The sequence below is a fragment of the Mojavia sp. genome (assembly GCF_059505145.1).
Window position 1 is genome coordinate 1 of record NZ_JCACKA010000145.1, and the last position, 13,071, is coordinate 13,071.

The 13,071-nt window shown below is 40.8% G+C and carries 15 protein-coding genes; 7 read left to right on the top strand and 8 right to left on the bottom strand.

Annotated elements, in window-relative coordinates:
* Positions 1–221, bottom strand: a 221-nt coding sequence (locus AC5JL8_RS37765) for a four helix bundle protein (RefSeq protein WP_495884806.1), incomplete at its 3' end; no start/stop codon positions are given.
* A gap of 927 nt (positions 222–1,148) precedes the next feature.
* A complete protein-coding gene (locus AC5JL8_RS37770; RefSeq protein ID WP_495884807.1) occupies positions 1,149–1,718 on the bottom strand; it encodes a 3'-5' exonuclease in 570 nt (189 codons plus the stop codon).
* Between the two features lie 127 nt (positions 1,719–1,845).
* Between AC5JL8_RS37770 and AC5JL8_RS37775 the strand changes: the two genes are divergently transcribed.
* Both AC5JL8_RS37775 and AC5JL8_RS37780 read left to right on the top strand, forming a co-directional pair.
* Entirely contained in the window at positions 1,846–2,181 is a 336-nt protein-coding gene (locus AC5JL8_RS37775; RefSeq protein ID WP_495884808.1) for a DUF5674 family protein, read from the top strand.
* Complete coding sequence (locus AC5JL8_RS37780; protein ID WP_495884809.1) at positions 2,181–2,543, top strand: hypothetical protein; 363 nt, start codon at positions 2,181–2,183, stop codon at positions 2,541–2,543. The genes AC5JL8_RS37775 and AC5JL8_RS37780 overlap by 1 nt, the downstream gene beginning before the upstream one ends.
* A gap of 52 nt (positions 2,544–2,595) precedes the next feature.
* Here the strand turns inward: AC5JL8_RS37780 and AC5JL8_RS37785 are convergent, their stop codons facing one another.
* Together AC5JL8_RS37785 and AC5JL8_RS37790 are read right to left on the bottom strand one after the other, a co-directional pair.
* On the bottom strand, positions 2,596–2,871 hold the full coding sequence (locus tag AC5JL8_RS37785) for an HU family DNA-binding protein (protein WP_495884810.1): 276 nt from the start codon (positions 2,869–2,871) through the stop codon (positions 2,596–2,598).
* Between the two features lie 302 nt (positions 2,872–3,173).
* Entirely contained in the window at positions 3,174–4,220 is a 1,047-nt protein-coding gene (locus AC5JL8_RS37790; RefSeq protein WP_495884811.1) for a fatty acid desaturase family protein, read from the bottom strand.
* A 782-nt stretch (positions 4,221–5,002) separates the two neighbouring features.
* Here AC5JL8_RS37790 and cax point away from each other — a divergent pair.
* The 4 genes from cax to AC5JL8_RS37810 all read left to right on the top strand — a co-directional run bounded on the left by cax (position 5,003) and on the right by AC5JL8_RS37810 (position 8,013).
* The gene (gene cax / locus AC5JL8_RS37795) at positions 5,003–6,124 is read left to right on the top strand and encodes a calcium/proton exchanger (RefSeq protein ID WP_495884812.1); all 1,122 of its coding nucleotides are present in this window, start codon (positions 5,003–5,005) and stop codon (positions 6,122–6,124) included.
* A 369-nt stretch (positions 6,125–6,493) separates the two neighbouring features.
* Positions 6,494–6,817, top strand: a complete 324-nt coding sequence (locus AC5JL8_RS37800) for a thioredoxin family protein (RefSeq protein ID WP_495884813.1) — start codon at positions 6,494–6,496, stop codon at positions 6,815–6,817.
* A gap of 85 nt (positions 6,818–6,902) precedes the next feature.
* A complete protein-coding gene (locus AC5JL8_RS37805; protein WP_495884814.1) occupies positions 6,903–7,409 on the top strand; it encodes a DUF1993 domain-containing protein in 507 nt (168 codons plus the stop codon).
* A 376-nt stretch (positions 7,410–7,785) separates the two neighbouring features.
* Complete coding sequence (locus tag AC5JL8_RS37810; RefSeq protein WP_495884815.1) at positions 7,786–8,013, top strand: hypothetical protein; 228 nt, start codon at positions 7,786–7,788, stop codon at positions 8,011–8,013.
* An 80-nt stretch (positions 8,014–8,093) separates the two neighbouring features.
* Here the strand turns inward: AC5JL8_RS37810 and AC5JL8_RS37815 are convergent, their stop codons facing one another.
* From AC5JL8_RS37815 to AC5JL8_RS37825, 3 genes are all read right to left on the bottom strand, one after another.
* Positions 8,094–8,585, bottom strand: a complete 492-nt coding sequence (locus tag AC5JL8_RS37815) for a hypothetical protein (RefSeq protein WP_495884816.1) — start codon at positions 8,583–8,585, stop codon at positions 8,094–8,096.
* 217 nt (positions 8,586–8,802) lie between these two features.
* On the bottom strand, positions 8,803–9,333 hold the full coding sequence (locus tag AC5JL8_RS37820; protein ID WP_495884817.1) for a hypothetical protein: 531 nt from the start codon (positions 9,331–9,333) through the stop codon (positions 8,803–8,805).
* Positions 9,334–9,578: 245 nt separating this feature from the next.
* Complete coding sequence (locus AC5JL8_RS37825; RefSeq protein ID WP_495884818.1) at positions 9,579–10,067, bottom strand: hypothetical protein; 489 nt, start codon at positions 10,065–10,067, stop codon at positions 9,579–9,581.
* Between the two features lie 871 nt (positions 10,068–10,938).
* Between AC5JL8_RS37825 and AC5JL8_RS37830 the strand changes: the two genes are divergently transcribed.
* Entirely contained in the window at positions 10,939–12,342 is a 1,404-nt protein-coding gene (locus AC5JL8_RS37830) for a hypothetical protein (RefSeq protein WP_495884819.1), read from the top strand.
* Positions 12,343–12,566: 224 nt separating this feature from the next.
* On the opposite strand, the gene AC5JL8_RS37835 is transcribed toward AC5JL8_RS37830, so the two are convergent.
* Entirely contained in the window at positions 12,567–12,767 is a 201-nt protein-coding gene (locus AC5JL8_RS37835) for a hypothetical protein (protein ID WP_495884820.1), read from the bottom strand.
* Between the last annotated feature and the right edge of the window lie 304 nt (positions 12,768–13,071).

Genomic DNA, 13,071 nt, shown 5'->3' on the forward strand with positions numbered 1-13,071 from the left:
TAAGAGCTATGAAGCTTATACAGCAAGCACTTTAGCTCTCTTGTCGCCCCTTGAACCGAACGAGATTCATGCACGTTAGCACCAATACTCGTACCAGAACGCAACAGTTGCTTTGATAACGTGCGGCAAATACCTGGTTTCTCATCCAGAAAGCTGCAAGCTTTGATAATCCTGATCGCAAACGCTTTAGTTATGTCAGCTATCCCAACATTTTTATCCACAACTCCACCTATTCCAGTTCCATATTGTTACTTCCGACCTCCGACTTCCGACTTCCGACTTCCGACTTCAATCATCATACACGCTCACCGCCAATACAAAATAAAGATTCATTATCTTTTATCCGATAAAATCTCCGATTAAAATAACCTTTTTTTGACACGATTGATTTTCCGCCATTTCAGATGTCGGTTGCAGACTAAATGAAAATCTGCTTGTACAACCCTGATTCTTTCGTAGCCACAGAGCGATGGCTGCGCCAACGTCAAGGACGAATGCAACTTACAAAGTTATTGCTCAAAGGCTTGCTGGTAAGGAATTGACGCGTTTTCTAGCCATTTTGTGGAAAATTTCATTTAGTCTGCAACAAAGGTCACTTCAACCCTGATTGTTAAAGCATCCCCGCAGGAATAAGTTGGTCAACCCCTAACCGTCTGCTGACATCCAATGTCTCTAAAGCCATGCACCCTTTTTTTTCTAAAATTTTTGTATAAAATAAACGCTATATTTTATGGCTATGTTTATATCTAGGTAACATCTAGGTAAAGCAAAACTATTTCTGAACAGAGATTAGACTTAATTAACCTAGACGAATACCTAGACGCAATCAAAGTGTATATGTACGTAGCTTTTATATCTAGTTAATAACCTAAATACTTTTCTATCTGCTGATGCAAAACGGAGCGAACGCATCGCTGTGCAACAACCCACCATTGAATGCTACTCTAGCTATGCTTACTGGATTTTCAACAGAAAAATTCTAAGAAGCTACATCTAATTCCTCAGTTTCTAGCTGTTGCTTTGCAGCTACAGCATCGAGTTCCTCAATAAAAGCATCGTAAGAATTCAGGAATTGTGAGATTAAAAACTCCTGAATTCTTACACTTCTATCAAGCAGTGGTGTGTTCTGCCTGCTTTTATATTCTTGTTTACGACAATTTTTGTCGGTTCAAAATCCAAGGCAACAGTTTGGCAATATTTTTTGCATCGTCAATACCGCGATGATGCGTTCCTTCGAGTTCTATGTTTGCCAGTTGCAACGCTTGTGCCATGCCGTAACGCTTGGGTAAATCTTGGCTATCGCTAAACATTTGTTTGAGATTTACATGAGGATAGGCAATAGGAAAGGGAACGTTGTGAAACTTACTATCTTGTTTCAACTGGTTACGATCATAGTCCCCCCACGAACCAAACACAACATTTGGATATTTAGACAGCCAGTTTTTGAGCATAGCGCAAGCTTCGGGATATCCAGGAGCCTGATTAACCTGTGTCTGAGTAATCGAGGTCAGTAATTGACAGAACTGGGTGAGTACGGGATAGCGGACAGGTTTGATAAACGTTTGAAACTCATCGAGCGTTGTTAAAGTTTGTGCCTCAACCATAACGGCTCCAATTTCGATAATTTCCATCTCATTTCGTTTGATGCTTTTTTTGTTACAGCAAGTTGCTTCTAAATCAAGTACTAAAAAGTAGTCATATTGATTTAAATTCATCATGTCATTTAAAAGTTTTGGAAAATCAGCGTTTGAAAAACAATGCGTCTACTTAAAGGCTTTCAATTGTTCGGCAAGATTAGGTATTGTATAAATTGATATTTTTAATTATTAAGTAGGATAATTGCAGTTGGTTTTGATAATTCGTGAGCCTGCTACCCCGCAACAGATAGAAGAAATGCTGAAAACGTGGGATGTATTCATTAAAATAGCAGTAGACATCGAACGCAAAATTCTTGCAGGCGGTGGAGTTCGTCACTATGAATGTGAACAAGAGTTGCTCAAAGATGGCAGCAGACAACGTGATATTTGGGGTGCTGATTGGTCGCCATATACTCAGGAAATAGTGTTTGAGTCAATTATTAACATCCGCCCCAGCCAAAATAATCGTAGTATGATAATACAGTCCCCACAGATTCGAGAACAAGTTAGCCAAATTACCCAGCAGTTGCTAGGAGGAGCGTAATGCCTAACTGGAGAATTATTGAAGCTAGTTTTTTACATCTAACTCAGCCACAGCAATTAGGGGAATTGGCAGCCTGTTTAGCAAGGCTTAAATCTTGGGTACAAAATAGTGCAAAGGGTGAGATAGTCCCAGTATTGTTAGAAGAAAGCTTGTTGTATTTATCTTTGATACAGCAAAACAGTGAAATTGATCACGTTGAATTAAATCAACTTCAAGACACTTTACAGAATTGGAAGCTCAATTGGATCAGCATTTGGAATGAATCAACCCAAACTGCAAATATCGCAGATGTTGCATCTACTTGGTCAGAGCGCGTATTGGCCATGTCTGGCTTACTGACATCGCAATCAATGAGCGCATAATTCCACCAGAAGCGATCGCCATCTGTAACATCTACGATTTAACAGTTACGACTTATGGCACGACTTTTTCTCGAAACTGTTTGCCAGCAGAAAATGCAGGAACTCTGGTAGCTGGAATTGTAATTGTCTCCTTGGTTTTTGGATTACGCCCCTCGCGAGAAGAGCGTTCGCGTCGCTCAAATGAGCCAAACCCGATGAGTGTTACCTTCTCACCATTAGCTACAGCTTCGGTCACGACTTCTAAAAAGGCACTGATCACTTGCAATGCTTGCTTTTTTGTGATGTTCGCCTTGACTGCCACAGCATCTACTAATTCACCTTTGTTCATAAATCACCCTAAAGTATTGCAAGTAAAGGAAATTTACCATTACTACCTCCTGCCAGAAAAGGGGGAAAAGAAATAAAGTCAGAAGAAGCAGGGGAGCAGGGAGCAGGGAGCAGGGGGAAGGTAGTAACGGATCAAGGAAGCCGACCAATTCAGAGCGTCTTAGAAAGACGGGGCTTGATACCCATGTTCCGCTCCGCTTCACGGCTTCTCTGCGAGACGCTACGCGAACGGGACTTTCTCTTGCTCCCCCCGCTCCCTGCCCCCTGCCCCTCCGCCTATAAAGGTCAGCAACAGTAATGTTTTTACCTCCTGTCTTTTGCTGTAACCCGAATCATCTGATGCCGATTTGTGGTGCTAGAGGAGTCAACTTTCCCAATTAATGATGGATGACGGCTTAACGAGTATGTAGATTTGAGATAACCTCCTTCCAGTTTCATGAGTGGCAAATTATGCTTTTCTAACACCTTTTGAATTCGCTCAAATGCTTCTGGTAGTTGGTTGAAGGGAATATCAGCGTATGTGTGATGCACTGCATGATAATTTAGTCCACCCATCAACCAGCCAACTAGAGAACTAGTCTTAATATTACGACAAGCATAAAGCTGCGTTAATTGGTGAGTGGCAAATTTACCCCATAGCGCGTAGTGTTCCAAGTGATCGCGTGCCTGCGTTATGATGCCAATTATCCGCTCTAAAATTAACCAAAATAAAATGTAGCGCAGTATTTCTCCTTGAAATATTGCTAGCATTAATAGAATGCTATGCACAAATAGCATACCTGTAACATCCAGCAATAGCTGTCGTCGCATACTAGCTACTAGGTTTTGCAAGCGTACACCTTTAATAAAGGTTTTAATGATTAGCCCTATTCCCCCAAAAATCAAAATATCGCAAAGCCACTGATGACTTACATACCAACGCAGTATTGGGTGTAGTTGCTGGTATTCTTGCCAAGACCATTGGAGTCGTTCTGGATCTCGCAAGTCAATTCCATTCCAACCATGATGCAAGCGGTGTATTTCTGCATAGATACTGTAAGGCCACAGCATTGGCCAACTCATCAACCGAGGCATTATAGTATCAAACCACTTCCAACCTGTTAAGGTTTGATGTGTCATATCATGGGTACAAATCAGCCAAAACCCATAAAAAACTCCCGCCAGCATTGTTGCAGCCACAAATAAGATACCGTTTGGCGCTGACCAAGCTAATACGACTAAGCTCAGAAATATCAAGCCCAATATACTAAAACGTAGCAATCCGGCTCTAGGATTAACTTGGCGTAAGTCGGCGGTGACTTGCTGTAACTCTTGAGCGATACTATTCACACTTGCGGTGCGATCGCCCATAACCCACCTCACCTCAATTTTTGATCTAGTTACTATTAGCTTACCGAATAAAAAACTGCCCTGGAGCAAGTCCACAGCAGTACCTTGAAAGAAGAGCTTTACAGTCCTACATATATGGGAGACGAATAGGCTGTTGTCTCCTAGTTTACGTATAGTGATTTTGGTATGTAGTCAGATACAGCGAGAGTTCTCCACTTTCCGGACAAATTACAAAAATCTTGAAGCAGGTATGGCACAAAGCTTGAAAATAAGTGTTGAAATCGATTTGCGGCTTTAACTCATTTCGGTTGCGATTGTTCAGACAAGTTTAAAGCCGATGAACTTTATGAGCAGCCAGTAGGATCGTGTTTGAGATCGCATTGCTTCTGATTGCTTTTATAAGGAGCTACGGGTATTGATTAAGCTTCGATCTTGATTTCAAAGCTGTTAAAATCAGCATACTTGATCTGAAAAATCTGTTCTAGTTGCTCGTTTAGCTCGTACTTTTCGAGAACTTAGCTCAGTTTGTTTTTGTCTGTTTTTAGATCCTAAACTTGTCCTAAATGTTTACTCATGGCTGATGACCTCATCACTTAAGGCAGTCGAAGGAATTAGTTTATTTACCAGCCTCATCCATCTTTAGCCAGTTAACAAAGTTTTTCACAGCAGATAAGATGCTTGATGAAATGAAATTTATATACGGCTTTGTTCTTTAGTAAGTGTTACAGACAAGGAAAATTGATTTGATTGTGTAGTTATTTTAATTAATCAACGATAGTTGTGATTATTAGAGTTATATACTGATGCCAAACATACTCAAACATATACAAGCTAAAAACCTAATTTCAATAGGTCTGCTAGTTTTTGTCCCGCTCGCTATTGTGGCAGAAAAGTTAGACTCGGATGCATTAATAGTATTTGGACTTTCAGCGCTTGCAATCATTCCCTTAGCAGTTTGGCTCAGTAGGGCGACAGAAGAGATTGCTGTGGTTTTAGGGCCTTCTATAGGAGGATTGTTAAATGCAGTCTTCGGTAATGCAACTGAGTTAATCATTGCTCTAGTAGCTCTCAAAGAAGGCTTGGTAGATATTGTCAAAGCCAGCATTACTGGAACAATTATCAGTAATCTACTGCTGGTAATGGGACTATCTATGCTGTTGGGAGGGTTACGTTACAAAGAGCAGACTTTTCAGCCAATGGCTGCGCGAGTCAATGGTTCCACAATGACACTCGCAGTAACTGCAATTGTTCTGCCTGCGATGGTGATCACGACATCTAATGTCGTCGAGCAAAGCGCTATTACTAATCTGTCGATTTTTGTAGCGGTGGTTTTAATTGTAGTTTATGGTTTGACGCTGTTGTTTTCTTTAAAGACTCACAGCTACCTCTACGATGTCGGGGTTGTAGAACTAGAAGGTCAGCTTTCTCAGGAACAAGCCACACAACAGGATAAGCATTCAAAGCCAAACTTGAGCCTTTGGGTTGGTATTCTGCTTGTGGCAACGATTGGTATAGCCTTCGTGTCCGAGATTTTTGTTGGTGCAGTTGAGGAGGCAACAAAGGGACTCGGATTGACACCTCTATTTACCGGAGTAATTTTATTACCACTTGTTGGAGGTGCAGCCGAATATGTAACTGCCGTCCGAGTAGCAATTAAGAACAACATGGATTTGTCGGTGTCTGTAGCAATGGGGTCGAGTCTACTAGTTGCTTTGCTGGTTGCACCGCTCCTTGTCCTAGTTGGGCAAGTGATTGGGCAACCAATGGACTTAAACTTTAACTTGTTTGAGGTCGTTGCAGTCATCATTGCTGTGGTCATTGCCAATCTAATTAGTTTGGATGGTCGCTCCAACTGGTTAGAGGGGATGCTACTACTAGCAACCTATGCTGTACTTGGGGCTGCCTTTTACTTCCACCCAGTTTGAGCGCTAATCGGGCAATATCGCTCTCAACTTCTGGCATATTCCAGCTCTCCCATTCCCAACGCCATGCCGTCTCTACTGTTATTTCCTTGCCATTGGTGAATTTAATGAATTCTTTACCGTTATCACAAAACACGTCGGCAACAAGTTGATTACGCACATCATACCCCCACAAAGATGCTTTGGACTTTTTCAAGCACAAAGTTAACGCCAATGATACGCCTCTACCTGATTGCGGTACTGATAAGGGCTGAAACCAGTTTGCTTTGTGGGTATATAAAGCAGATTATTGCTGCTGAAGTAATCAATTATCCCATGATATTGCAGTAGGAGCAACGCGACTATGAGATAATAGTCTTTTAAAGAAAATTTATGACTGCCGTTTATATTCAAGACGAAACTGAGTTCGATGCGCTGCTTGAAACAGAGCCATTATTTGTAGTAGATTGCACTGCTGCTTGGTGTGGCCCATGTAAACTCATCGCTCCCTTGATAGATAAACTGGCAGTAGAGTACAGTGAGCGCGCCAAAGTCTTTAAACTAGACCTTGATGCCAACCAACCTGTAGCTAAACGATTTGGCATTCGTAGTATTCCGGTTGTCATGTTTTTTCAACAAGGCAAGTTAGCAGAAACAATCGTCGGTGTTAAACCTTACGAAGATTTTAGCAGCACCCTCAAAAAGTATTTGGCTTGATTATATTTGAGGGTTTGCGCGAACAAAGAACTGGCTAGAATCTTCTTTTTTAAGATTATTTAAACCTTTTTCCGGAGAAATATTAATGACTATTTCAATGTACCAAGCTTCGATACCCGTTTCTATTCACGCACTCAATAATCTTATAGGTATCTTGGAAAAAGGTGCTGTGTATTCGGAAAGCAAAAAGATAGATCCTTCTGTATTGATAAATAGTCGTTTATCGCCAGATATGTTTCCATTATCGAAACAAGTACAGATTGCCTGTGACATAGTAAATAGGGGGGCAGCAAGATTAGCAGGTATAGAAACACCCCAGTTTGAAGATAATGAAACAACATTTCCTCAACTTATTGAGCGCATTCACAAGAGCATTTCGCATTTAAATACATTTAAACCTGAACAAATTGATGGTTCAGAAGAAAGAACAATTACCCTAGAAGTGCGTGACAACACCCTATCTTTTCAAGGAATATCATTTCTCCAATATTTCGTTTTACCAAACCTTTATTTTCATGTGACAACTGCATACGACATTCTCCGTCACTGCGGCGTAGAACTTGGCAAACGAGACTACCTTGGTCAGATTTAAGTTATGGGTTTTTCAGCGGAAACAGTAAGTTTGTGGGACTCGTTTTAGCTGATTCTGCTCTTGGTAATTCCTTGGTTAAATACACAATGTGATGAATTCAGATGCTTTGGCAGTCTGGAAAGTCATGTATCCAGAATCATCAGTAAAGAGTGAGAGTAAATAGGCCAACAAAACAAGCAACACTGTTTGAACTACCCCCAAACACTGCGACCAGATATGATTAACCCACTAACGCTAGGGCTGGTGCCAATGTCATTTTATCAAGTGCCTGCTAAGAGATTGCAAATACCTGCTAGGCAATCACTATTGTATTATTAGCTTTGCTAGTAATTACCCTTGCTAATGTACGGGCAGCCCATTCATTCTGCATAAATTTATGAGTTACTTGTTTTTATTATTAATTGGTTTTGTCACTTTCTTTTTAGCAAGAAATACTCAAGACGAAATTAATCGTATTACTGCAATGATAAGCGGTTCAATTTCTCTGATTTGGGGGTTGGCTCTAGCTCCATTGCATTTTCAATTATTCATTGAAATTGTCTCACTTTTAGCGGCTTTCTCTGTTTGTATGCGTTGTTTAGGTTGTGGTTTCAACCGCGATTGATTTTTCACTTAATCAGTTGTAAATTTTCTGACATAATCAGGAGATCAAGTAAATAAACATCTGTAGACAAAAATCTCCGTCTAATTTTTGTAAACTCTGACTAACGGTGTCACCTTTGGTTGATTGGGATTAGTTAGGTTTAATCGATAAGCAGTTTTTAAGATATCTTCCGTTTTCTCGCCTTTGACTGTAATTATATAATTTGCTGGTCGAGAAGGGTCTTTTTCAAATTTCTCAATTACCTTGTCTTGAATAATTGACACGTCTTTTAACCTCTGTGGTAGCCGAGCATTAGGTTTCCAAAGACATAAAACACCTGTAGAGTTGGGAAATTTTAGTAATTGTAGAGCGTATTTTTGATTATTAACTTGAAAGGAAGATGTCATCAATATTCTAGCTTGATTCTGTGGTGGTATTTGCTGAAATACTTCTTTTGTTCTCTGATGACGACGGCAGTTTCTATCGATAATTGGTTCTCCAGCAAGCGTAGATTTTGATAACGTTGATACACCTATACCGTAAAAACTCAAACTTGTTAAAACCAAAGCTATAACTTTAGAGAAATCAAGCATAGTTTAAATTCTCAGTTTTAGTATTGACGACTAAGTAAAAATTTAGATTGTTCCTAAGCTCGATGTTATTCATTTTTGACAAAATAAATCGCACCATCTCAGAATAACGTGCAGCTAAAGCTTGGCCTGCTTGACGGTATTTATCTACTAATGCAGAACTGGATTTTTAAATGAACGAGTGTGCCATTAGATTGAAAGGCAGCATATCAATCTAATGTCAATCTAATCGATTTTGCTCTAGATACTGGCGCACTCCCGCGCTCATTGCTACGAGGTTTGGTTGTATATTTTTCCCCAGAAAATCTTCAACCAGATGAGCAATTCTACTTGTGAGGAAGAATGGTACTCCCTTGATTTGTTTCGGGTCAATCACTAATTCACCACGGCTTTCAATTACTGTACTATTACCATCTTGCAAAAACCGATTTTTGCCAGAACACTTAACTGCTTCTGTAAAAGCGTAAGTTTCAATACGCCATTCAACTGTCAAATCTGCCTGATTCCAGGTATTATATTCTTTCCAGGAGAGCATATCTTCACTGAGCAAAACTCTTGCTGCTGCTGGGATTTCACTGCCACCGTGCCATTCATTGACACTATAAACATTACCATCAGCTTCACTACGGGATAAAAGTGTGATGTGGCGCACGTTTGGCATATAGGGAACTAGCTCAACTAGTTTGTCCCGATAGATAGCATAAACCAGCGAGCGTGGAAAAGGAATTTGGGCATCAGCACGGATGAGCATTAATAAATACCATATCTAAATATAGACACAATGGGGAATTACCAAGAGTTTAGCGCTCGCAACTGAGGTGTTTTTTGGTGGATTCGCCTCAATTTTGGTTAAAACGTCATCTATATTTTACAGTCGCATCGGATCACAAAGCGGCATGGTTAAATGATGAACTCTCAATTGACTCGATTGTTTTACAAATGGTTGTACCCAAACTCCTCCCAAACTCCTAAACCCAAATGGCTTGGGTAAAACGCTTAATTCTGGGGTGGAATGTCCTTCGGCAGTCGGCTTTTGAGAATGCACAGTTCCCTGGCGATGTCCTTTTGACCTTTATAGGCGGAGGGGCGCTTTGCTGGGAGCGGGGGGAGCAATAGAAAGTCCTGAAGCCGTAAAGCGTAGCGGAACATGGGTATCAAGCCCCGTCTTTCTAAGACGCTCTGAATTGGTCGGCTTCCTTGATCCGTTACTACCTCCCCCCTGCTCCCCTGCTCCCTGCACAAGCTGCTTCTTCTGACAGCCGCAAAGCGTCTACGCTGCTCATGCTGGGGTGTGAAGTCAGGGTAAATGAAATCTGCATTCAAATTAAGTGCTAAAAAGATTTTTACACCAATACAAACAAGGTAGGGGTTATAGGCTATATAAGCACTATTATTTACTTGGCAAGCATTGCGGGCCCAGCCGATAACATCACCGGATGTACTGACTTTAGCTGCTCTTGCTGGCTTAGTTGCATTCGTTCTCATTGCAACTGTCACAACTTTAGCAATTGACCACTATCAATCCATGGCAACTCCAGACTCTAACAATTAAAGCTTTCTGCTTCTCAAAATTGCAGTTTTACCTCTTCCCCCTGCACTTGACTCTACCCCCGCGATCAAATTGCTCACCTCAACAGATAACTTTGTTAACCGAATAGTATTAGGTGATAGCAAACTCATCTGTACTTAAAGGACGTAAACTCTCCAGTACAGTTTGAAAACTATTTAAATGTGATGCGGCAGTTTACTCTTGTGCTACCGCAATGTAAACATATATTTCCCTTCTCTAAAAGTAAATATAATTAAAAAATTTCTTATAACGCTGGGATCGAAGCTGAGTAAGATACCGCAAGCGTTAGGCTAAATATTTTAGATTTTATTTTGGTTAAGTACTATCGTAAATCTACAGAGGCTGTTAATATGCAGTTAAATGCTGTTCTGATGATTTGTGTTCTGTAACTTTGTGGTTTTGCACAAGTAAGATTCTCAAGCTGGCAGCAATGCACATTTGTATTGCATACGGCTTAAGACGTGTAGTTCCGTTATATTTAACGGAGTGATTGGTTGTAATAACTTGGTCAGTCAATACTATTTGTTCTAGTTGCTTTTCTTAATATTAGTAGTGTTGCATCTCATATCATGAGGTGCAAAATGCAACTAAAAAATAATCAAAGCAGTTAAGGGTTGTATTCAATAGATATCTAATACAATCACAAGCGTACTAGCTTTGGTATGGCTCATGACTTTGTGCATTAACTGTCTCTACAAATGACAGTGCTCTTGTTAGTAAATAAGCAAGGCGAATCGTGAAATTTGTATCAACTACATATTGATGAAAATAATTAGGAGATAAATCATGGCTCCAGTATCTGATATCGTTTTTGCACAAGATTTGACAGGATCATATATTGACGACTTGCCCAACCTCAAAATTTTAATCCCTAGCGTATTAAATCGGTTAAGCAACCCATTTTTAGCACCTGTCTTTGGTGATGGATTGAGATTTGGTCTTGCCTCTTTCAAGGATAAGCCAATTTCGCCTTTAGGTGATCCCGGTGACTATGTTTATCGAGCAGAACTCGGTTTGACAAATAACATAACAACAGTTAAAAGCAAAATAAATAACTTTAGTGCTGGTGGTGGCGCTGATTTGCCCGAATCACAATTAGACGCACTCTTGTACGCAACTTTAGATAACGGTGGCAGTCTTGGTTACAGAGTAGGTTCATTTCGCGTCGTTATAATAGCCACTGATGCTGTTTATCATAATGCGGGAGATCGTGCAGCAGTTAGTCCAGATACTATTGCTAATAATGGAGATTCTGTAATTAATGCTCTTGAAGATTACGCATCAATTTCCCAAGTAAAAACTGCGCTTGAGGTAAATAATGTTATTCCAATTTTTGTAGCTACGAGTGATGTTATAGACAGTTACAAAGGATTAGTCACACAACTGGGTCGAGGTGGTGTACTGCCTCTTGGTTCTAAAAGTGAGAATATTGCTGATGCCATAAAAGAGGCAGTTGCTCGAGCGCGAAATGTGGTGAGTGACAATCTGGGGACAAATGAAGACGATTATTATAATGCAGCATCTTTTTCTTCAAGGACTGGCGATAAAATTGTTTTTGGTGGGGGCGGTAGTGACAGTATTTCGCTCGCTGGTGTTGTTGGGAATCATTTTATCGATGGAGGGGCTGGTTCTGACATCCTTTTCGGTGGATCTGGTGCGGACAGAGTAGATGGGGGTAGTGATAACGACGAACTCACGGGGGGCAACGGTAACGATATTCTCTTTGGCAGCAGTGGAATAGATTTTCTGAGCGGGGGCAACGGCAACGATTACCTACAGGGAGATAGCGGTGACGACCTTCTAAGAGGAGGCGCAGGTTCAGATAAGTTTGCATTTGCGACAGGATCAAAGTTTGATATTAAAGAACTCGGAGTTGATACTATTAATGACTTCACTTCTGCTGATGTAGACAAGATCCAACTCTCGAAAACTACCTTTACTGCTTTAAGCAATTCGGTCTTTCCAACCGCATTAAATTCCGCAGACTTTGCCACAGTAACGGTCGATAGTTTGGCAGCAGGTAGTAGTGCGAAAATTGTTTACAATAGCGTAAATGGCAGCCTGTTCTATAATCCCAATGGTTCGGCTGCTGGTTTTGATGCCGTAACTGATTTCGGAGGCCGATTTGCACAATTGACTGGTAGCTCCACTCCTGCTTTAACTACCGTTAGTTTTGAGGTCGTTGTGTGATTGAGTTTAATTTGAAACTTAACGCCAAGCGCTCGTTTTAATAATTTAAAGGATCTTTTAAAGAGATCTTTTGATGTGTCCGATAGCAAGATCCTGCCGAGTACGCAGCAGAACTGAGTGAAGTGTCTCGGTATGTGGCTAAAACCCCAGCAGCTTGTTGGAGAACTACTAGTAAAAACCTATCCTGTTCTCCAACAAGCTGTTATTATGATGTTACTTTCTAACTAATGTTGTGCTAAAGGTGTTTGGGTTGGCGGATGTTCAATCTTTCCCTCAGAGTAACCGAGTTCATACATACTCGCTGCTTCAACATCTTGTTGGGGTGGTGTTTTGGGTTTTCCAGCCCAGGCATCAGATTTTCCCAAGCTGAACCAATCTTCATCAGTCATTCCAGAACCGGATTCGTCGGGAGTTGTTGTATTCATTGATCCATCGGTAAGTGGTTAAAGTTTGGTTGTAGCTCTAAGCCTATGATGTTTGCACTACCTTTAACCAAAAACCTGTACCCTCAGAAATAACAAGTAGAAGCGATTGCGAGGAGCGCGTAGTGCAATCATGCAATCGCTTATGAAGCTGGAATGTGGAAACAGTCCAAACCCTGAGTGCGGCTTAATGAATAAATCGGTGTAGGGTGTTTCAGCTTTTGAGATGGGCAAGCTCATCTGTCAACTCTTGTTAGCGGGACTTAAACAAAAATTAAGCCCAAATGTAGCCCAAACTAGCTTTATA

Bases quoted from the DNA above. Each gene is read 5' to 3' on its own strand.
- AC5JL8_RS37770 (WP_495884807.1), bottom strand. From the start codon at position 1,718: ATGATGAATTTAAATCAATATGACTACTTTTTAGTACTTGATTTAGAA.
- AC5JL8_RS37780 (WP_495884809.1), top strand. From the start codon at position 2,181: ATGCCTAACTGGAGAATTATTGAAGCTAGTTTTTTACATCTAACTCAG.
- AC5JL8_RS37785 (WP_495884810.1), bottom strand. From the start codon at position 2,871: ATGAACAAAGGTGAATTAGTAGATGCTGTGGCAGTCAAGGCGAACATC.
- AC5JL8_RS37790 (WP_495884811.1), bottom strand. From the start codon at position 4,220: ATGGGCGATCGCACCGCAAGTGTGAATAGTATCGCTCAAGAGTTACAG.
- cax (WP_495884812.1), top strand. From the start codon at position 5,003: ATGCCAAACATACTCAAACATATACAAGCTAAAAACCTAATTTCAATA.
- AC5JL8_RS37800 (WP_495884813.1), top strand. From the start codon at position 6,494: ATGACTGCCGTTTATATTCAAGACGAAACTGAGTTCGATGCGCTGCTT.
- AC5JL8_RS37805 (WP_495884814.1), top strand. From the start codon at position 6,903: ATGACTATTTCAATGTACCAAGCTTCGATACCCGTTTCTATTCACGCA.
- AC5JL8_RS37810 (WP_495884815.1), top strand. From the start codon at position 7,786: ATGAGTTACTTGTTTTTATTATTAATTGGTTTTGTCACTTTCTTTTTA.
- AC5JL8_RS37815 (WP_495884816.1), bottom strand. From the start codon at position 8,585: ATGCTTGATTTCTCTAAAGTTATAGCTTTGGTTTTAACAAGTTTGAGT.
- AC5JL8_RS37820 (WP_495884817.1), bottom strand. From the start codon at position 9,333: ATGCTCATCCGTGCTGATGCCCAAATTCCTTTTCCACGCTCGCTGGTT.
- AC5JL8_RS37825 (WP_495884818.1), bottom strand. From the start codon at position 10,067: ATGAGAACGAATGCAACTAAGCCAGCAAGAGCAGCTAAAGTCAGTACA.
- AC5JL8_RS37830 (WP_495884819.1), top strand. From the start codon at position 10,939: ATGGCTCCAGTATCTGATATCGTTTTTGCACAAGATTTGACAGGATCA.
- AC5JL8_RS37835 (WP_495884820.1), bottom strand. From the start codon at position 12,767: ATGAATACAACAACTCCCGACGAATCCGGTTCTGGAATGACTGATGAA.